The sequence below is a fragment of the Phytomonospora endophytica genome (genome assembly GCF_014202425.1).
GTDB classification, from domain to species: domain Bacteria; phylum Actinomycetota; class Actinomycetes; order Mycobacteriales; family Micromonosporaceae; genus Phytomonospora; species Phytomonospora endophytica.
This window is the reverse complement of sequence record NZ_JACHGT010000006.1, coordinates 91,874-111,539: the sequence shown is the minus strand read 5'-3', so window position 1 is coordinate 111,539 and position 19,666 is coordinate 91,874. Positions and strand designations below refer to the sequence as shown.

Genomic DNA, 19,666 nt, shown 5'->3' with positions numbered 1-19,666 from the left:
TACCAGTTTTCCTATCACGACCCACGCTTCGAGCCACACCGGGTCCCTTTCCGGCGACCGCCGGTGCGGCAGAATCGCCGGTCACAGGCACTTTCGGCGAGCGAGGGGGATCACGACATGCGCGTACTGCTCACGACGACCGGATCACGTGGGGACGTCGAGCCCGTTGTCGCGCTGGCGCTGCGATTGCGGGCGCGGGACGCGGAGGTTCGCGTGTGCGCGCCTCCCGACTTCGCGGCCCTGTTCGCCGACGCGGGCATGCCGATGACGCCGCTGGGGCCGTCGGTGCGGGCGTTCGTGGCGGGCGCGAAACCGCCGACGCCGGCCGACGCGCTGCGCATGGCCGCCGATCTCGTCGCCGAGCGCTTCGAGCTGCTGGCGGCCGAGGGTGCGGGCTGTGACGTGATCCTCGCCGCCGGACTGCTGCCGGTCGGCGCGCGGGACGTCGCCGAGGTGCTCGGCGTCCGCTACGTCTTCGCCTGCTATCAGCTCTTCGGCCTGCCCTCGCGGCACTTCCCCGCCGCCGTCTCGGATCCGGCGCGGCTGAACATGATGTACCGCGAGCCGCTCAACGCCCATCGGGCCGCGCTGGGGCTGTCCTCGGTGGACAACGTCCGCGATCACGTCTTCACCGAGCACCCGTGGCTCGCCGCCGATCCGGTCCTGAGTCCGGGTGAGGGGATGACCGACCTCGACCTCGTGCAGACGGGCGCGTGGATCCGGCCGGACACCCGTCCGCTGCCCGGGGCGCTGGAGGCCTTCCTCGCCGCCGGTGAGGCGCCCGTCTACATCGGATTCGGCAGCATGCCGATGCGTGCTCCGGACGCCGCGAGCGTCGCCGTCGCCGCGGCCCGCGCCAACGGCCGCCGTGTCGTGCTCGGCAGCGGCTGGGCCGATCTCGCGTCGGCCGACGACGCCGACGACTGCTTCGTCGTCGGCGAGGTCAACCAGCAGGAGCTGTTCGGCCGGGTCGCCGCCGCCGTCCATCACGGCGGTGCGGGGACGACGACCACGGCGGCCCGCGCGGGAGCGCCGCAGGTCCTCGTCCCGCAGATGGGCGATCAGCCGTACTGGGCGGCGCGCGTCGCCGAGCTCGGCATCGGCGCCGCCCACGACGAGCCGGCGCCGACGGTGGAATCCCTGGCGGCCGCGCTGGAGATCGCCCTGGCGCCCGCGACGCGCGGGCGCGCGGGCGCGGTGGCCGCCCGGATCCGTGACGACGGCGCCGACGTGGCGGCCCGGCTCCTTCTCGGCGGGGACGGCCGGTAGGCCGCGGGGTCTACGCGAAGCGCACGTCGTCGGCCACGACGACCTCGCCGAACCTCGGCAGCACGTGCGACAACGCGAACTCGTGCTCGTCGGCGTGCAGGCCGGTCATCGCGTCACGCGGGAGGACGACGTCGTAGCCCAGGTCGGAGGCGACGCGGGCCGTCGACTCGACCGCCATCGTCGTCGCGATGCCGCAGATGACCACCGTCTCGACGCCGTGCTCGATGAGGCGGTCGTTGAGGTCGGTCGTGGCGAAGGTGCCGACGGACTGTTTGGTCAGCAGCAGATCCCCGGGACGCGGGGTCGCCTCGGCGACGAGTTCGCTCCCGGGCGGCTGCTCGACGTTCGGGCGGTGGGCCTGCACGTAGATCACCAGCGCGTCGTGTTCCCGGAAGTGATCGGCCAGCCGGGCGCTGGCGGCGACGACGTCGGGACCGCTGTGCGGCCCCAGGGGCAGGGCCACCAGGCGGGTCTGGAGGTCGAGAACGAGCAGCGCGGTGCGGCTGGGGTCGAGTGGCATGGAAAGAACCTACCCGTCGGCGTGGGATCCGGAATGTGATGAATTGCGACGTATAGACATGTAGGGAGCAATACGAGGGGGGACTTGTGGTGAAGCGGCGAACTCTGCTGGGCGTGGCGGTCGCCCTGGGCGGCAGCCTGTGGCGCGAGGCGGTGGCCGCGTCCCCGGGCCGTGGCGCGTACGGGGAACTGTCGGAGCCCGACGCCCTGGGCATCCGGCTGCCCGAGGGCTTCACCGCGCGGCTCATCGGTCAGTCCAAAGTGGACGTCGCCGGGACCGGGCACGCATGGCACGGCGGTCCCGACGGCGGAGCCTGCTTCGCCCACGGGGACGGCTGGATCTACGTGTCCAACGCCGAACTGGAGGCGGGCCGGGGCGGGGTCGGCGCCGTGCGCTTCGGCGCCGACGGGACGATCCTCGACGCCTACCCGATCCTGTCGGGCACCGAACGCAACTGCGCGGGCGGCGCCACGCCGTGGCGCACCTGGCTCTCCTGCGAGGAGACGCCCACCGGATTCGTCTACGAGACCGACCCCTACGGCGGCGTCGCCGCGCGACGGCGCCCGGCGATGGGCCGCTTCCGGCACGAGGCCGCCGCCGCCGATCCCGAGCGCTACGTCGTCTATCTCACCGAGGACGAGCCGGACGGCTGCCTCTACCGCTTCGTCCCGGAGTCCTGGGGAGACCTCGGATCGGGCAGGCTCCAGGTGCTCGCCGGACCCGACGATGGTCTCTTGTGGACGGACGTGCCCGAACCGTCGGGCGGCACCGCGCCCACCCGGCACCAGGTCCCCGAGGCGCGGCACTTCGACGGCGGCGAGGGCTGCCACTACGCCGCCGGGGTCTGCTACTTCACCACGAAGGGAGACGACCGCGTCTGGGCCTACGACGCGGTCGCGAACTCCCTGCGCGTCCTCTACGGCGGCGACGGTCCACTGTCCGGTGTGGACAATCTGACCGGCACGCCCGGCGGCGACCTGTACGTCGCCGAGGACGGCGGCGACATGGAGATCTGCGTGATCTCCGCCGACGGTGCGGTGGCCCCGTTCCTGCGGCTCACCGGCCAGGACGAGTCGGAACTGTGCGGCGTCGCCTTCAACCCGGCCGGCGACCGTCTCTACTTCTCCTCGCAGCGCGGCATCGCCAACGACCTCTACGACGGCCGCACCTACGAGGTGACCGGCCCGTTCAGGGCGTGAGCACGAGCTTCCCGCGCAGGCCACCGGCTTCCAGGAGCTCGTGCGCGCGCACGGCCTCCGACAGGGGCATCGTGCGGTCGACGGGCGTCGGCACGAGCTCGCCCGACTCCACCGCGCGCACCACGTCGCCGAGATCGCCGTCGCCCAGGGAGTGCAGCGCCACGAGGGCCGGTTCGATGCCGCGTTCGGCGGCGAAGACCCCGCCCGGAACCCAGAACTCGGGCACGATCGACACGTAGCGCCCGCCGTCGGCGACCGCGTCGAAGGCCGCGCGGGCGCGGGTCCCGCCGATGGTGTCGACGGCCGCGTCGACCGGGCCGGTCACCTCATCCGGTGCCACCACGGTGATCCCAGCGCTTGCCGCCCACTGCGCGACGTAGGCCCCGACGGCGCTGCGGGGCGCGTTGACGAGCAGCGTCCGCCCCGCGTCGAGGTCGAGCCGCTCCACGATCCGCCGCGCGGTGAGGGCGTTGAGCGGCAGGGTGACCGCCTCGACGAGGCCAAGGTTCGCAGGTGTCGCCACGACCTGGCGCGCGGGAAGGGCCGCGTACTCGGCGTAGGAACCGGTCTGCGTCACGGCGTGCATGGTGATGGCCAGAACCCGGTCGCCGACGGCGAGGCCGGTTCCGGCGAGACCGTCGCCGAGCGCGGCCACCGTCCCGGTGATGTCGTAGCCGGGGACGATCGGCATGCGAGGGGCGTCGCGCCAGGGGTAGCGGCCGTCGCGCATGCCGATGTCGGCGGGATTGACCGCGGCGGCGGCGATCTTGACGAGGACCTCGCCGGGGGCGGGCGCCGGGATGGGCAGGTCGGTGACGGTGAGGGCGGCGGGACCGCCGAACGCGCGGACCACCGCGGCTTTCATGTTCGTCATGCCCACGACGCTATGGATCGCGCGACCGCGGGGCATTAACAGAAGTTAACGCCGCTGGAGCTGGGCCCGGATCCGGCTGAGCTGCACCGGAGTGACCCCGATGTAGGACGCGATCAGCCGCTGCGTCAGGCGCGCGGCCAGCTCCGGTTCGGCCGCGAGGAAGTTGCGGTAGCGGCGGGAGGCGTCGAAACGCAGCAACTCGGTGTGGCGATGGTCCTCCTCGACCAGCCGTCGCTCGGTCAGGCGCATGATGATCTCCCGCCAGCCCGGGTGCCCGGCGTTGAGCAGTGCGAAGCGCTCGCGGGTGGCGACGAGCAGCCGCGAGGGCTCGACCGTCTCGATGTGCACATCGGACGGTTCGTCGCGCAGCAGCGCGGAGTAGGCGCAGATCAGCTCGTGCTCGGCCCGGAACGCCTTGATCCGCTCGGTGCCGCCCTCGTCCACGTGGAAGATCCGGCTCAGCCCGGTGAGGCTGAAGAAGACCCGCCCCGGCCGCTCACCGGCGCGCACGAGCTGGGTCCTCTCCGGCACGTCGAGCGGCCGGAACACCTCGCCGACCTTCGCCAGCTCGGACTCGGGCAGGTCGCCCCAGGTGCGCAGGTAGCCGGCGAACGCGGCGTGGGCGGGGGTCATGGAACCATCGTGCCTCACCCTTCCGGTGTGACCCGGATCTCGTGCTCCAGCCCCGGATCCGTCGCCTCCAGCAGCCTCGCCGCCTCCGCCTCCAGCTCCGCGAGCCGCGTCTTCGACACCGGCGCGAAAGGCGCCAGCGACACCGTCGCCGACGTCTTGGTCCGCACCACGTCCCAGGCCCCGACGAAGAACCCGTCGGCGAACAGGGAACCGCGCAGGATCCCGTTGTTGGTCATCACCCGCTTGAGCTGGGATTCGGAGATCACCCGGCTTCGGTCGGCGTAGGACAGCAGCAGGTTGTCGAAAGGCCCGACGAGCCGGGCGGGGGCCTCGGCGTCGCCGTCGGGGCGGGGCGCGTCGGCGAGGTCGAACAGCTCGGTGCCGTTCTCGTCGCGGAAGACCCGCAGCCCGCCGATCCGGTCGACGACCTCGCGCAGATGTGTGACGCCGGACCACTTCTGCATGTCCTTCACACTCGCGGGCCCGAAGGCGGCCAGGTACCGGGGGACGACCTCCTCCAGGGTCGAGTCGGTGGCGAGGTCGCGGCCGAGCCAGTGCTCGGCGGTGGTGTGCGCGATGGCGCCGCTGCGGTTCCACAGCCCGCGCGGCGGGACCTGCACCGACGGCAGGAGGCAGCGCACGGCGTAGGCGAGCGCCGGGGCGTCCCGGTCGGGCCAGCGTTCGGTGAAGGCCTCGCGCAGCTGGGCGCCGGTGCGGGGCGCCTCCTCCATGAGTTCGCGGCCGAAGGCGAGGACCTCGTCGAGGTCGAGTCCGGCGACGCCCTTGCCGTAGGTGGAGTTGTTGAACAGGTCGCGGGACAGCGCGGCCTGGATGAGGGGGCGCAGGAGGAGGGCGTCGTCGGCGGTGACGAGGTGGATGGTGGAGCGCATGAGCGCGATGCGCACGACGTCGCGGGAGACGAGGAGGCCGGACAGTTCGGCGAAGTCGAAGCCTTCGAGGCGCGACCACAGCTGGAAGTAGGCGCAGTGCGGGGCCTGGGCTTGGAGCCCGACGAGGTGGGCGACCATGTCGGCGGCGGGCATCGAGACGCGCGCGAGCAGGTGCTGGCGGGCGAGGGTGGCGCGGTTGAGCTCGCGGCGGGTGAGGACGTCGGCTGCGGTCATGTGCATGACTTTACGAGGCCTTGCGGACAGGTTCGGTCCTCGATGCCGATCGCCTGGAGAAGGTCGCGCGCTTCCTGGACTTCGTGTCCCGGACCATCGCCGGCGCCGCGGAGGCCCGCGAGCTGCTCCACACCAACCCGGACGCCTGGCGCCGGGGCCCTGCCGGGCCCCGGCGCCGGGGTCAGGCGACGAGCCGCCCGGCGCGCAGTTCCGCGCGCACACCGGTGAAGTCCTCCTGGAAGCGCCGGTCGTGCGAAACGACCAGCAGCGCCCCCTTGAACTCCATCAGCGCCTCCTGCAGCTGCTCGATCAACGCCAGCGACAGGTGGTTGGTCGGCTCGTCGAGGATCAGCAGGTCCGCGGGCCGCGTGACCAGCCGCGCCAGTTCGAGGCGCCGCTGCTGCCCGACCGACAGTTCGTCCACCGAACGCCCGAAGTCCTCCTCGCGGAACAGACCCAGCGCCGCCAGGGTCGCCGCGTGCTCGTCGGCGGGCCCGGGCAGGCCGTCGGCGAACTCCGCCAGCACCGACCGGCGCACCTGCCGCGTCGGCAGCTCCTGCCGCAGGTACGCCGTCCGCTTCGGCCTGCGCACCTTCCCCGAGCTCGGCCGGACGGCGCCGGCCAGGACGTTCAGCAGCGTCGTCTTACCCGCCCCGTTCGGGCCGGTCAGCAGCATCCGCTCACCCGGTTTGATGGAGAAGGACGCGACGTCGAGCCGGTCGGCGACCGTCACGCCGTCGAGTTCGGCGGTGAGCCCGTCGCCCTTGCCGCCTTCGACGCGCACCGCGAAACGCAGCGGCTCGGGCGGCTTGGGGACGGGATCGGCTTTGAGCCGGTCGAGGCGTTCGCGGGCGTTGCGCACCTGCGCCGACAGGCCGCCTTCGTGCGACCGGCGGTGACCGGCGGTGCGGGGCCTGGTCGTCGACTTCTCCGACTTCCCCAGCTTCTCGATGCCGGTGTCGGCCAGCTCGGCCTGCCGGGCGATCTCGGCCAGCCAGTCCCCGTAGTCCTGCTCCCAGCGCCGCCGGGCGGCCGCTTTCGCGGTCAGGTAACCGTTCCAGCCGTCGCCGTAGCGCGTCACCGACTTCGTGTCGGCGTCGACCTCCAGGATCGCGGTGGCCACGCGTTCGAGGAACGCGCGATCGTGCGTCACCGTCACGACCGTGCCGCGATGGGTGCGAAGCTGATCCTCCAGCCACGTCACCGCGCCCGCGTCGAGATGGTTGGTCGGCTCGTCGAGCAGCAGCAGCTCCGGCGCCGCCGCGAGCACGCACGCCAGCCCGAGACGCGACTGCTCGCCGCCCGAAAGGGTGCGCAGCACCCGCTCGCGCCCGATGTGGGCGAGACCGAGGTTGTGCATGGCGGCGTCGACGCGGGCGTCGGCCTCATAGCCGCCGCGCGCGTCATAGGCGGCCAGGAGCTCGCCGTACTCGGCCAGCGCGGCCTCGTCGGCGTCGCCGAGGGTCTCCTCGGCCGCGCGCATGCGCTTCTCCAGGTCGCGCAACTCCGACAGCGCGTTGTCGACGGCGTCGGCGACCGTGTCGTCGCCGGGCAGTCCGAGGGTCTGGCCCAGGTGCCCGACGCCGCCCGCCGCGACCACGGTGACCTCGCCGTTGTCGGACTCCTCCTCCCCCGCCAGCAGGCGCAGGAGCGTGGACTTGCCCGAGCCGTTCTCACCGATGACACCGACGCGCTCGCCGGTGCGGACGGTGAAGGAGACCTGGTCGAGCACGACCTTGTCTCCGTACACTTTGGACATATCGCCGACCGCGAGCTGCGAGACACGGTGCGGTGCGAGGGTTTGAGCATGGCGGGTCAAGGTGACCTCCGGTTGGATCGACCGTGGAGCGGCAGCGTCTGCACGAGACGGTGCGCACGGCGAAGCCGCTTGAGAAATGCGTGGATCTCACCGGCGAGGCGGTGACTGCGACACAAAGAAGCGGCTTGGGAAAAACCGGGTACGGGGGTCTGGCGGCAGCGTCGAGTACGACGATGCGGCCGACGCCTCACGCGTACGGCGGTGCGCTCCTCAAGAGTTCACGACTCTTAGGAGTAGATCAACAGGCCTATCGTTCCCATGCGCCCAGGGTAGCGGACTGATCCACTCCGGCGCGAGGGTTTTGCGTGAGCGGTCACATCACCCCCGCCACCTGCGATGGAATCGCTCCCATGTAGACACCGGCGATCAAGTTCGCTAACTTGGGCCGCGTTCGCAAACCCCCACCCGCGACAAGAACGGGTCAACCATGAAGAAACCCCTGCGATACGGCATCATCGGCCTGGCCGTCCTCGCCGTCGGCGTTCCCGTGGTCGTCAACGCCACGGCCGGCGCCGAGGAGCCCGGCGGCGCGCCCGCCGGCGTCGGCGCCGCCGCGGTCACCGAGCTGGTCACCAACGGCGGCTTCAGCAACGGAACGACCGGCTGGTGGAACGGACCGAACACGACCATGGCGGTCGGCGGTGGCGTGCTCAACGTCAACGTCACCGGGACGCCCGCGAACTACTGGGACGCCCCCATGGGGCAGGACGGGCTCAAGCTGGAGAACGGCAAGAGCTACACGATCTCCTTCGACGCCAAGGCGTCCAAGGCCGTGACCGTCCGCTCGACGGTGCAGCTCAACGTCGCCCCGTACACCGCGCCCCACGACAAGGAGATCGCGCTGACCACGACCTCGAAGCGGTTCAGCTACACGTTCACGTCGAACATCTCCACCACCGCCGGGCAGGTCGGTTTCCAGCTGGGCAGGAACGGGGCCTACACCTTCAGCCTGGACAACATCTCGCTGACCACCGAGACCGCGACACAGCCCGCGGGCGAGTTCTATGTGGACCCCGAGAACAACGCCTACAAGTGGATCGGGCTCAACCCCAACGATCCCGACAAGGCGACCATCGAGGCCAACATCGCCTCCAAGGCCGGCGCGAAGTGGTTCGGCTCGTGGAGCGGCGAGACCGAGGGCGCGATCGAGGAGTCGGTGGACGACTACGTGACCGCCGCGGCCACCGCCGGTAAGACCCCGATCCTCGCGGCCTACAACATCTACGGCCGCGACTGCGGCGGCTACTCCGAGGGCGGCCCCGAGACGGCCGGCGAGTACGAGGCCTGGATCCGCGGTTTCGCGGCCGGAATCGGCTCCCGCAAGGCGATCGTGATCATCGAGCCCGACGCCGTCGCGCAGGCCATCGACTGCGATGAGATGACGCCCGCCAACCTCGCGACCCGCAGGCACCTGCTCACCTACGCCACCGAGCAGCTCAAGTCGAAGGCCCCGGGCGCGTGGAGCTACCTCGACGCCGGCAACGCCGGCTGGCTCCCGGAGGCCGACATGGCCGCCGAACTCCAGCAGTCCGGTATCGCCAACGTGCGCGGCTTCTCCGTCAACGTCTCGAACTACAAGGCGACCGGCGCGTCCAACACCTACGCCGCCGCCGTCAACAACCTCCTGCCCACGTCGAAGAAGTGGGTCGTCGACACCAGCCGCAACGGCACGCAGAACACCGACGGCGACTGGTGCAACTCGCGCGGCTCGAAGCTCGGCGTGACCTCGCAGGCCGGTACCGGCGGCGCCGAGTACTTCCTGTGGGTCAAGTTCCCCGGCGACTCCGACGGCGAATGCACCCACGCCGGCCACAACGACCCGCGCGCGGGCGACTTCGTGGAACGGTTCGCGCTGGCGCTGATCTCCGGCAACTGGAGCGGGATCTAGGGACGGCGAACACAAAGGCCTTCTGGGGCAGACCCCCGCGCCGGGCGGCGCGGGGGTCTTTCCTCGCCCGCCCCCGCGAAGTCGCCGACGCGAGATCCGCGAGGCACACTCGCTCGATGAGCATCACCGCCGACTGGTACCGCTCGTTCGCCACCCGCCAGCTGCGCGGCATGTCGCGCAGCTACGAACGCCTGGCGCACTTCGTCGCCGACGACGCCCGGCTGCTCGCCCTGCTCGACGAACTCCCCGAACCCAAGCGGCAGCCGAACCTGCTGTTCGCCGCCACCCGCTATCTCGGCGGCCCCACCCGCACGCCCGAGGAGTTCCACGACTGGCTCATGTGGCACTGGGACGAAGTCGCCGCCCAGATGCTCGCGCGACGCACCCAGACCAACGAGGCCGGCCGCTGCGCGCCGATCCTGCCCATCCTCGCCGCGCTCCCGCAACCCCTGGCGCTACTGGAGGTCGGCGCCTCGGCCGGCCTGTGCCTGTACCCCGACCGGTACCGCTACCGCTACGGCGGCCGGACCGTCGGCGACCCCGCCAGCCCCGTCCTCCTCGAATGCGCGCCCGAAGGCGACGTGCCCGTCCCCGACCGCGTGCCCCACGTCGTCTGGCGCGCGGGTCTCGACCTCAACCCCCTCGACATCACCGACGACGACGTCCTGCGCTGGCTCAGCGCCCTCGTCTGGCCCGAACAGGAGCACCGGCGCGCCCGCCTCCACGCCGCCGCCGAACTCACCCGCCGGGACCCGCCCCGGCTCGTCCGGGGCGACCTCCTCACCGACCTGCCCGCCCTCGCCGCGCAGGCCCCGGCCGACGCGACGCTCGTCGTCTTCCACACCTCGGTGCTCGGCTACGTCCTCGACCCGGCCGACCGCGAGAACTTCGCCGGGCTCGCCAGATCCCTTCCAGGGCACTGGATCTCCAACGAGGACGCCGAGGTCTTCCCTTCGCACGCCGTACCCGTCACGGCACCGGCGAACGGCCCGGAACCGCAGGTCGTCGCCCTCGACGGGCGGGCCGTCGCGATCGCCGGATCCCATGGGCAGTCGGTGAAGTGGCTGTGACGACGCTTATCGCCGTCATCGGCGGCGGCCCGGGCGTCGGCAAGTCGACGGTGTGCCGCGCTCTGGCCTCCTGGCTCGGGCCGGGCACCGACCACTTCGAGGAGGAGCACGTCCTCACGCGGCCCGTGTTCCGTGCCGTCGCCGAGGAGTTCGCCGAGGGAACCGGTGCGGTACGACCGGCCACGCTGATCGCCTGCACCCGCGCCTACATCGGCGAATCGCTCGCGGCCCAACGGAAGTACCTCGTCGCCGACGCCCTCGTCCCGTTCATTCCGTCCCTTGTGGCGTGGGGGCACGACGAGGAGGCGCTGACCGGATTCGTCGGCGAACTCGCCAAGGCCGTCCGGCCCGCCGATGTCGTCGTGGTCTACCTCTCCGACGACCCCGAGGTCGCCCTCCGCCGGGCCGTCGGACGCGAGGACGACGGCTGGATCGACTGGTACACGGGCAAACTCGCGCGGCAGCCGGGGACCAGCGAGGTACACGACCTGGCGTCGGCCGCCGCCCATCTGCGCGGGGAGGCCGTGCTGACGCGGCGACTTCTCGCGCGGACCGCCTGGGACGTCGTCGACGTCGACGTCGGTGGGCTCACGGCCGGACAGGTCTTCGACCGGGTTCGGTGCGAACTGGCCGATCGCGGGATCGCCGCCCCGACGCTCAGCCGGTAGGCAGCGAAGGCCAGACCTTCCCCAGCAACGACGCGATCGCCTTCCGCACCGCCTCCGAGTGCGCGAGGTCGCGCGTGAGGTTCTCGTAGTGCACACCCAGGTCGGCGTGCAGGTAAAGGGAATGCAGCGTCCGCATCGTGTTCGACGCCGGCACCGGCACGGGACCCGGCTCCCCCGTGGCGAAGTAGCCGTCGATGACGCTGAGCCACGCCACCGACTGCTCCTCCCCCAGGTCGCGGCGGCACAGGATCAGCGCGACGGCCAGGGCCAGCCGGTCGTCCTCCTGCTGCGCGAAGAGGTAGTCGTTGGGTGTCACGAGCCGGACCGCGGCGACCGCGAGCAACTCGGCGGCCTCCTCGGCGCTCAACCGCGGGGAGCAGCCGAAGGCGCCGAGGGTGTCGGCACCGTGCGCGACGGCGTGCAGCCAGCCGAGCTTCGGGTCCCAGCCGCGCAGGTCTCGTTCGCCGGTGTACCAGGTGACGAACGCGTCCCGCCAGTCGCGCACGTCGGCGACGTCGCAGAGGTCGGCGGCACTGTCGCGTTCGACGACGGCGGCCAGGATCAGCGTCGCGAAGGTCCGGGCCTGGACGGCCTCGTGTTCGAGCAACTTCGTCATGCGGGTGGCGAGGTCGGTGAGCCGGTCGTCGAGGGTCCCGTTGAGGACCCACGTGACCAGCGTCGAGTAGGCGAGCTCGTCGCGCAGTTCGGCTTGGGGAGAGGTGAGTGCGCCGGTCAGCTCTTCGATGAGCTCGTCGAGGGGGCGATCGGTGGGCACGACGTACTCCATGTCCCTGACCGCACGCCAGTACTCAAGCACGATTTCCTCCCGTAAGACTCGTGCAGGTGAAGGTACCGCGTATTACGGCGCCGATGTCGGGCGGTGTGCGTCTCAAAACGCGCTCACCGGCCGCGTCTGGAACCCGTCCGGAGTTAGGCTCGGCGCCGGAGACCTCTGCCGAACTATCGCCATCGGAGCACCGTGAGCACCGTAGCTTTCGACCGAACGCACACCGACGACCTCATCGACTATGTGACGGCCAGCCCAACGCCGTACCACGCCGTTCGCGCGGCGGCGGCCCGGCTGGAGCGCGCCGGTTTCACGGCCGTCGAGGAGACCGCGGCGTGGGAAGCGGCGCCCGGCGGGCGCTACCTGATCCGCGGGGGCGCGCTGATCGCCTGGTACGTGCCGGAAGGCGCGGGCGCGTCGACGCCGTTCCATGTCGTGGGCGCGCACACCGACTCGCCGAACCTGCGGCTGAAGCCGTACCCGGACACCGGTCGCGCCGGGTGGCGCCAGATCGCCGTCGAGGTCTACGGGGGTGTGCCGCGGCACACGTGGCTGGACCGTGATCTGGGTCTCGCCGGGCGGTTGACGCTCGCCGACGGTTCGCAGGTGCTGGCGCACGTCGACCGGCCGCTGCTGCGGGTGCCTCAGCTGGCGATCCACCTCAACCGCGAGGTCAACCAGAGTCTCGTCCTCGATCCGCAACAGCACCTGACGCCGATCTGGGGTATCGGTGAGCTCGACGGGGACGGCGTCATCGACTTCGTCGCCAAGGAGACCGGTGTCGACGCCGCTTCGGTGGTCGGCTGGGACCTGATGGCCTTCGACGTGCAGGCGCCGGCCTACCTCGGCCGCGACGAGGAGCTGCTCGCCGCGTCCCGGCTCGACAACCTGCTCAGCGTGCACGCGGGCGCGGCCGCGCTGATCGCGGCCGCGCAGGGTTCGCCGTCGCGGATTCCGGTGCTGGCCGCCTTCGACCACGAGGAGGTCGGGTCGGAGAGCGACACGGGCGCGGGCGGTCCGCTGCTCGCGAACGTCCTCGACCGGCTCGTCTACTCGCGCGGGGGCTCGCACGAGGACCGTGCGCGCGCCTACGCCGCGACCGTGTGCGTCTCGGCCGACATGGGGCACGCCGTGCACCCGAACTACAGCGAGAAGCACGAGCCCGGGCACCACCCGATGCCCAACGGCGGGCCGATGCTCAAGGTGAACGTGAACCAGCGTTACTCCACCGACGGTGGCGGTCGCGGGATCTTCGCGGCGGCCTGCGAGCGCGCGGGTGTGCCGTGGCAGGTGTTCGTGTCGAACAACGCGATGCCGTGCGGGACGACGATCGGCCCGATCACGGCCGCCCGCCTGGGCATCACGACGGTCGACGTGGGCGTGGCCGCGCTGTCGATGCACTCGGCCCGCGAACTGGCCGGCGCCGACGACGCCTGGATGCTCGCGGCGGCCCTGGGGGCGTTCCTCGGGGAGTGAGCGATGGGTGAGTTAGGCGGTCGACGGCGGCGTTCGCGGGGGCGGGCGCCGCCGTCGGTGTGTGGGGTGGGGGGTGTGGGTGGGGAACCGGAGGCCGCCGCTCGCGTGGGCAGGGCCGAAGGTCACCGCTCGGGGCCGCCGCTGGCGTGGGCAGAGTCAGACGCCGCCGCTCGTGTGGGGCGGAGCCGGACACACAGCTGCTCGCGTGGCCAGAACCGAAGGCCACCACTCGGGGGCCGCCGGCGTGGGCGGGAACCGGCGGCGCCGTCCGTGGGCGGCGCCGGACTACCAGCTCGCGTGGCCAGAACCGAAGGCCACCACTCGGGGCCGCCGCTGGCGTGGGCGGGAACCGGCGGCCGCCGTCCGTGGGCGGCGCCGGACTACCAGCTCGCGTGGCCAGAACCGAAGGCCACCACTCGGGGCCGCCGCTGGCGTGGGCAGGAACCGGCGGCGCCGTCCGTGGGCGGCGCCGGACTACCAGCTCGCGTGGCCAGAACCGAAGGCCACCACTCGGGGCCGCCGCTGGCGTGGGCAGAGTCAGACGCCGCCGCTCGTGCGGCGGGGCGGAGCCGGACACACCGCTGCTCGCGTAGCCAGAACCGAGGGCCACCGCTCACGTGAGGGAAACCGGAGACCGCCGCTCGTGGACGGTGCCGGATTTCCCGGCCAGCGTGCCCGGAGACGAACAGCCGGCCGCATCCCAGAGCGGCACGCCGCCTCTCACGTGGCCGAGGACAGCGGAACGCCACCACCGTTCGTGCGGCGGGCGGATACCCCCTCGCGTGCACGGAGGCGGAGCAGCCTTGACCACAAAAGCCGCGCTAGGACCGGTGCCGCCGCCGATCAGCATCGCGGCCCGCGCAGACGGCCAGTGACCCAGGGCGAACGCGGGACCGGCGGGCACGGCTGCGCGAGCGCTGTGACACCACCGATCAGCGTCGCGACCGGCGCAGACGGCCAGTGACCCAGCGCGAGCGCGGGACCGGCGGGCTCGGGCGGGGGAGCCGTCGCTTCGCAGGACGGTCTTCGGCTTCCTCGCGAGCGGCGAAGAACACCACGCCCGTCCAGAGGGCGCCTTTCGCAACCGCGCCGATGACGCCCCCGGCGACGCTTCCTCCGGTGAGTCCCCACCCGGCGGCGAACCCCGCGAGCGCGCAGACTCCGATCCACCAGGCGTGCGCGCGGAGTGCCCGCAAGCGGCGGCGTCGGGTGGTGATGGCGTTGGGCACGGGCACCTCCGGAGTGGTCGAGTCAAGTCTGGCGTGAGGCGGTCGACGGCGCCCGTTCGCGTGGGCGGACCGCAGCTCGTGTGGGCGGAACCCAGGGCCGCCGCTCGCGTGGGCGGACGCCGCCGCTGGCGTGCGCGGAACCGGAAGTCGCGGTTCGCGGGAACGGCGCTGCCGTCCGCGCTGGCCGAGCCGGACTTCCCGGTTCGCGTCCACGCAGGCGAACCGCCTGCCGTCCGCTCCACCCGCGTGATCCACACGCCTTCCCGCCCGCGCGATCCACACGCCCGTCCCGCCACTCGCCCCCGCCACTCGCTCCTGCCGCACGCCGCTGACGACCGTCACTGCCACCCGTCACTGACGCCAGTTTCTTACGCCAGTTTCTGACAACCGTTCAGTTGGTAATCCCCTCCCCACCCTGTACCGTCAAACCCCTCCCACCAACTGAAAGGTTGGACCCTATGCCCGACAACGACCGCTTCACCCGCGGCCTCGCCCGGCTCTCCGCCATCGACGGCGAGGGCGGCCACAAGGTCATCGACTCCCTCGCCGACATCGCGCCCGACTTCGGGCGCTACATCGTCGAGTTCGGCTTCGGCGACGTCTACTCCCGTCCGGGCCTCGCCCCGCGCGATCGTCAGCTCGTCACGATCGGGTCGTTGACCTCGATGGGCGGGTGCGAACCGCAGCTGGAGGTGCACGTCAACGCCGCGCTGAACGTCGGCCTCACGCCCGCCGAGATCGTCGAGGCGATCATGCACGCCGCCGTCTACTCGGGCTTCCCGCGCGGCCTCAACGCCATGTTCACCGCCAAGAAGGTCTTCGCCGAGCGCGGCCTGCTCCCCCTCGTGTGAGCGGCATCGCCGATCCCGCCGCCGACGGCGTCGGTAGGGTCGGTGGCCTACGCGCGGAGGTGCCACCATGCTCGACGGAATCACCCGAGTGGCCGAGAAGGCCCTGACGGCCCACGACGGCGCCTCGGTCTCGGTGGCCGTGGCCCACGACGGCGAGGTCGTCTTCGCGGGCGCCTGGGGCGCCGCCGACATCGCGTCGAAGCGCCCGGCGACGACCGGCACCGCCTATCTCTCGGCGTCGGTGACCAAGCCGGTGACGGCCACGGCGGTGTGCGCGGCGGCCGACGCGGGCCTCCTCTCCCTCGACGACCCGATCGAGAAACATCTCGGGCTCGCCCTCCCCGCGCACCGGTTCACTCCCCCGACGATCCGGCAGACGCTCCAGCACCGCGCCGGTTTCGGCACCCACTTCGACTTCGCCTACGACGGTGCCGAGGTGGCCTCGCTCGCCGACACCCTCGCCCACTACGGCCGCCCGTACCGGGAGCCGGACACCGCCTTCGGCTACTCCAACCTCGGCTACGGGCTCCTGGACGCCGTGCTGCGCAACACGACCGGCCGCGAGCCCGCCGACTACGTCCGCGACACCGTGTTCACGCCGCTGGGCATGTCCACCGCCCACATCGGACCGTCCTATGTGGGTGAATCGGCGTCGCGATACACCGCCGACGGCCGCCGCTATCCCGACTACGACACCACCCACCGGGGCGCCTCGCTGCTGTGGACGAGTGCGTCCGACCTGGTCCGCTTCGGTCTCGGCGCACCCACCTTGCTCGCCCCCGAAACGGCCGCGGCGATGTTCGACCCGCGCCCCTACAACCCCGACCAGGGCTACGGTCTGGGCTGGTTCATCGGCACCGGCGAACCCCGGCTGCTGTCGCACAGCGGCAGCATGGGCGGTGTGGCGACGATGCTCGTCGTGGTGCCGGCGCGGCGGCTCGCGGTCGCGGTCCTCACCAACCGTTCCGGCGCGAAGGTCCGCACGGCGCTGCTCGACCACGTCCTCACCGAGCTCGTCCCCGGCTTCACGCGCGCGCTGCTGCCTCCGGGCACCACGCCCGAGCGGCCTTCGCCCTTGCCGCGGGGGATCTGGACCGGGGTCATCGAGACCTCCGGGCCGGCACTGCCGATCACGGTGACCGTCGGGGAGCGCGACGTCGAGGTCAATGTGGACGGTGTGGCCGCGCGGACCTCCGCGATCGCCTCGGGCGACTGGGATCTCGACGTGACCGTGCCGGTCCGGCTGGCCGCTCCCGGGGTCGGGCCGTGGAGCCCCGACCTGATGCTGGCCCTGCGGGCCGCACCGGACGGAGTGCTCACGGGCGCGGCGTCGGCGTTCCCCGAGGACGACAAGGCGGGCTGGCTGGGCGACGGGCTGTCGCACCACGTCCGGCTGCTCCCGGGCGGCCGCTGATCCGCGCACGGCGAAGGCGGCGGACGTCTCCGTCCGCCGCCGTGCCTCCCCCTCACAGTCCCGAGTTGACCCGCTCGATGCTGCTCAGCTCCGACTTCGGCCTGCGCTGGAGTCCGCTCGCCTCCTCGGCGGCCTCGGCCTCCTGCGCGGGCGTCTTCGGCGTCTTGGGCCAGATCGTGTAGGTCAGCGCGATGATCGCGCAGATCCCGGGGATCTTCGCCGCCCAGCTCACCGACGCCACCAGGGATCCGGTGACCTCGGCATCGCCGACGAGCCACACCATCAGGTAGACGATCCCCATCGCCAGACCCCAGGCGACCAGCGTCTTGACCGCGAAGATCCACTCGTCCTTCGCCCGCGCCATGCCGTACTTCGGGCCCTTCTTCGGCGGCGGGCCGCCCGCGAAGCGGTGCGCGACGCGCTGGTCGGCCCAGCGGATCATGGCGTGCCCGAACACGATCGAGAAGCCCAGGTACAGCGCGGCGAGGGCGTGGGTGAGGTCGGCGGTCGCGCCCTGCCGCATGTGCGCGACGGCGACGACGAGCAGCACCACGTCGATGAGCGGCACCAGCAGAAGGACGAACACGCTGGTCCGGGGCATCTTGAGCAGATAGCGGACGGCCAGTCCGAGGCCGATGAACAGCCAGAAGGCCACCTCGGCTCCGATGATGAACGCTGCCACGACGCTTCCTCCCCGTCCTTGTCGACGACTCCCCTCAAGCCTCGCGGCCGCTCCGTCCGGATACGTCGCCACCAGGCACGAAACCCGCGTACGACCTTCGATGTAGTCGATGCTCCGCGCGGGGTGTGAGGCGGCGGGCCCTCACGGGTGGTGGGATGTAGCGGTGAGGTTGTGGAAGGCGGACGCGCGCCAGACGAGGATCGACGCCGGGTACGCGCTGGGGGCGCTGCTCGGCGGTGTCGTGCTGGCGCTGCTCGGCGCGTACGGGTCGAACAACGGCGTGATCTACCCGCTGGAGTGGCGGCTGCTGCCGCTCGGCCTCGGCGCGCTGGCGATCCTGCTGCGGCGGGGCATGCCGATGGTGACGCTGTACGTGGGCTTCGTCGCGTTCGCGATCGACGCGTGGATGGGGCTGTCGGCGGCCGGTTTCCTGATCTTCGAGGACAACGTGTACTCGGCGGTCGCCTACGGCTGGCGGCGCCTGCACTGGTGGCTGGGCGGTCTGACGCTCACCGGGGGTGTGGCCGCCGGGCTGTGGTTCGGGACCTGGGCCGGTGAGCCGCGCTGGGGAATCCTGCTGTTCCTCATCGTCGTGGGGATCATGGCGACGCCGGTCCTGACGGGCCTGCTGGTGCGCATGTACCGCGACCGCGCCGACATCGCGCGGGAGCACGCGGCCCAGGTCGCCCGACTGTCCGAAATGGACCGCCGGGGCGCGGTGAACGCCGAACGGACACGGATGGCGCGGGAGCTGCACGACCTGGTGGCCAACCAGTTCAGCGCGATCGCGGTGCAGTCGGCGGCGCTGCTGTCGCGGCCCGACCTGGACGCGGCGACGAGCCGGCGGGTACTCGACACGATCCGCGACAACAGCGTGCAGGGCCTTTCGGAGCTGCGCAACATGATCGAGCTGCTGCGCTCCGACGACGAGACCGTCGACGAACCGGTGAGCCACCGGCTCAGTGAGGCCGACCGTCTCGTCGGCCGGCACCGCGACCTCGGCCTCGACGTCGAGCTGCTCGTGACCGGCGAGCCGCGCGAACTGCCCGCCGCGGTCGACCTCGCCGGGTACCGGATCATGCAGGAGTCCCTTGTCAACGCGGGCAAGTACGGCGACGGCTCGGCGGTGGTGCGGGTCGACTACGCGCCCCGGCTGGTGACGATCACCGTGGACAGCCCGCCGGGTGTCGTCGTCGAGGAGCCGATCGGTGTGAACGCCCGCGCCGGGCTGGTCGGGATGCGGGAGCGGGCGCAGTTGCTCGGCGGGACCTTCCGGGCCGGCCGGGAGGAGTCGGTATGGCGGGTCCATGTGGAACTGCCGGTGATGGAGGAGACGACGTGACGATCCGGGTCCTGGTGGCCGACGACCACGCGGCGGTGCGCGCCGGGCTCGTGCTGATCCTCGGCGGCGCGTCCGACGTCGAGGTCGTGGGGGAGGCGACCGACGGGGAGCAGGCCGTCGCGATGGCGCGCGAGCTGAAACCCGACGTCGTCGTGATGGACGTGCGCATGCCGCGCATGGACGGGATCGCGGCGACCGAGGCGCTGCGCGGGGTCGTCGACGTGCTGATCCTGACGACCTTCGACGTCGACGAGTACGTCTTCGGCGCGCTCCAGGCGGGCGCGGCGGGCTTCCTGCTGAAGAACACCGACGCCGAGGCGCTCATCGACGCCGTGCGGATCGTCGCGCGCGGCGACGGGCTGATCTCCCCGGCGGTGACGCGGCGGCTCATCGCGCGCTTCGCGCGGGCCGTACCGGCCGAGTCGACGACGCTGGACCTGTCACAGCTGACGCCCCGCGAGAAGGAGGTCTTCGCCGCGCTCGGCAGGGGCGCGGCGAACGCCGAGATCGCCGCCGAACTCGGCATGGCCGAGGCGACGGTGAAGACGCACGTCAGCCGTGTGCTGGCCAAGCTGGGACTGCGCAGCCGCGTGCACGCGGCGATCCGCGCGCGTGAGGCGGGGCTGGCGTAGGGTTCGCGGATGCCCGCAAGCTTCGCGCAGCGACCGGTCTGGAGCCGGCGCCGGAAGGTCGCGCTGGTGGTCCTCGCGGCCATCACCGTGTTCGTGTGCGCCGGGGTCGGCGTGAGCCGGCTGACGGAAGGGCCCGGACCGGAGCCGGGGGTGTCGGTGTCCCCGTCGGCGTCGTGACCCGGGCCCTCG

18 protein-coding genes are annotated in these 19,666 nt (G+C 72.0%); 11 read left to right on the top strand and 7 right to left on the bottom strand.

Annotated features, from left to right (window positions below; genetic code table 11):
- Positions 1 to 117 precede the first annotated feature (117 nt).
- On the top strand, positions 118 to 1,269 hold the full coding sequence (locus HNR73_RS14860) for a glycosyltransferase (RefSeq protein WP_184788034.1): 1,152 nt from the start codon (positions 118 to 120) through the stop codon (positions 1,267 to 1,269).
- 10 nt (positions 1,270 to 1,279) lie between these two features.
- On the opposite strand, the gene HNR73_RS14855 is transcribed toward HNR73_RS14860, so the two are convergent.
- Positions 1,280 to 1,789, bottom strand: a complete 510-nt coding sequence (locus HNR73_RS14855) for a cysteine hydrolase family protein (RefSeq protein ID WP_184788033.1) — start codon at positions 1,787 to 1,789, stop codon at positions 1,280 to 1,282.
- Positions 1,790 to 1,878: 89 nt separating this feature from the next.
- Here HNR73_RS14855 and HNR73_RS14850 point away from each other — a divergent pair, with 89 nt between their 5' ends.
- Complete coding sequence (locus HNR73_RS14850) at positions 1,879 to 2,988, top strand: alkaline phosphatase PhoX (RefSeq protein ID WP_184788032.1); 1,110 nt, start codon at positions 1,879 to 1,881, stop codon at positions 2,986 to 2,988.
- On the opposite strand, the gene HNR73_RS14845 is transcribed toward HNR73_RS14850, so the two are convergent.
- The 4 genes from HNR73_RS14845 to abc-f form a co-directional block, all read right to left on the bottom strand.
- A complete protein-coding gene (locus tag HNR73_RS14845; protein WP_184788031.1) occupies positions 2,978 to 3,862 on the bottom strand; it encodes an NADP-dependent oxidoreductase in 885 nt (294 codons plus the stop codon). The two genes, HNR73_RS14850 and HNR73_RS14845, sit on opposite strands and share 11 nt — an antisense overlap.
- 45 nt (positions 3,863 to 3,907) lie before the next feature.
- Entirely contained in the window at positions 3,908 to 4,495 is a 588-nt protein-coding gene (locus HNR73_RS14840) for a Crp/Fnr family transcriptional regulator (RefSeq protein ID WP_184788030.1), read from the bottom strand.
- Between the two features lie 14 nt (positions 4,496 to 4,509).
- Positions 4,510 to 5,619, bottom strand: a complete 1,110-nt coding sequence (locus tag HNR73_RS14835; protein WP_184788029.1) for a winged helix DNA-binding domain-containing protein — start codon at positions 5,617 to 5,619, stop codon at positions 4,510 to 4,512.
- Positions 5,620 to 5,800: 181 nt separating this feature from the next.
- On the bottom strand, positions 5,801 to 7,438 hold the full coding sequence (gene abc-f / locus HNR73_RS14830) for a ribosomal protection-like ABC-F family protein (RefSeq protein ID WP_373316586.1): 1,638 nt from the start codon (positions 7,436 to 7,438) through the stop codon (positions 5,801 to 5,803).
- Between the two features lie 427 nt (positions 7,439 to 7,865).
- Between abc-f and HNR73_RS14825 the strand changes: the two genes are divergently transcribed.
- From HNR73_RS14825 to HNR73_RS14815, 3 genes are all read left to right on the top strand, one after another.
- Entirely contained in the window at positions 7,866 to 9,326 is a 1,461-nt protein-coding gene (locus tag HNR73_RS14825; protein ID WP_184788027.1) for a glycoside hydrolase family 6 protein, read from the top strand.
- 116 nt (positions 9,327 to 9,442) lie between these two features.
- Entirely contained in the window at positions 9,443 to 10,396 is a 954-nt protein-coding gene (locus HNR73_RS14820) for a DUF2332 domain-containing protein (protein ID WP_184788026.1), read from the top strand.
- Positions 10,393 to 11,064: a P-loop NTPase family protein gene (locus HNR73_RS14815; RefSeq protein ID WP_203685731.1), complete on the top strand. Its 672-nt coding sequence runs from the start codon at positions 10,393 to 10,395 to the stop codon at positions 11,062 to 11,064. The genes HNR73_RS14820 and HNR73_RS14815 overlap by 4 nt, the downstream gene beginning before the upstream one ends.
- Here HNR73_RS14815 and HNR73_RS14810 read toward each other — a convergent pair.
- Positions 11,054 to 11,839, bottom strand: a complete 786-nt coding sequence (locus tag HNR73_RS14810) for a DUF2785 domain-containing protein (protein WP_203685733.1) — start codon at positions 11,837 to 11,839, stop codon at positions 11,054 to 11,056. The two genes, HNR73_RS14815 and HNR73_RS14810, sit on opposite strands and share 11 nt — an antisense overlap.
- A 204-nt stretch (positions 11,840 to 12,043) precedes the next feature.
- Between HNR73_RS14810 and HNR73_RS14805 the strand changes: the two genes are divergently transcribed.
- From HNR73_RS14805 to HNR73_RS14795, 3 genes are all read left to right on the top strand, one after another.
- On the top strand, positions 12,044 to 13,327 hold the full coding sequence (locus tag HNR73_RS14805; protein ID WP_184788025.1) for a M18 family aminopeptidase: 1,284 nt from the start codon (positions 12,044 to 12,046) through the stop codon (positions 13,325 to 13,327).
- Between the two features lie 1,687 nt (positions 13,328 to 15,014).
- Positions 15,015 to 15,407, top strand: coding sequence for a carboxymuconolactone decarboxylase family protein (locus HNR73_RS14800; RefSeq protein WP_184788024.1), 393 nt, complete (start codon positions 15,015 to 15,017; stop codon positions 15,405 to 15,407).
- A 67-nt stretch (positions 15,408 to 15,474) separates the two neighbouring features.
- Positions 15,475 to 16,821, top strand: coding sequence for a serine hydrolase domain-containing protein (locus tag HNR73_RS14795; protein WP_184788023.1), 1,347 nt, complete (start codon positions 15,475 to 15,477; stop codon positions 16,819 to 16,821).
- A 52-nt stretch (positions 16,822 to 16,873) separates the two neighbouring features.
- On the opposite strand, the gene HNR73_RS14790 is transcribed toward HNR73_RS14795, so the two are convergent.
- Complete coding sequence (locus HNR73_RS14790) at positions 16,874 to 17,503, bottom strand: hypothetical protein (RefSeq protein ID WP_184788022.1); 630 nt, start codon at positions 17,501 to 17,503, stop codon at positions 16,874 to 16,876.
- A gap of 163 nt (positions 17,504 to 17,666) precedes the next feature.
- Here HNR73_RS14790 and HNR73_RS14785 point away from each other — a divergent pair, with 163 nt between their 5' ends.
- From HNR73_RS14785 to HNR73_RS14775, 3 genes are read left to right on the top strand one after another with little or no spacing between them, the layout of a single operon-like run.
- Positions 17,667 to 18,845, top strand: a complete 1,179-nt coding sequence (locus HNR73_RS14785; protein ID WP_184788021.1) for a sensor histidine kinase — start codon at positions 17,667 to 17,669, stop codon at positions 18,843 to 18,845.
- A complete protein-coding gene (locus HNR73_RS14780; RefSeq protein WP_184788020.1) occupies positions 18,800 to 19,477 on the top strand; it encodes a response regulator in 678 nt (225 codons plus the stop codon). The genes HNR73_RS14785 and HNR73_RS14780 overlap by 46 nt, the downstream gene beginning before the upstream one ends.
- A gap of 9 nt (positions 19,478 to 19,486) precedes the next feature.
- Complete coding sequence (locus HNR73_RS14775) at positions 19,487 to 19,654, top strand: hypothetical protein (protein WP_184788019.1); 168 nt, start codon at positions 19,487 to 19,489, stop codon at positions 19,652 to 19,654.
- Positions 19,655 to 19,666: the final 12 nt, after the last annotated feature.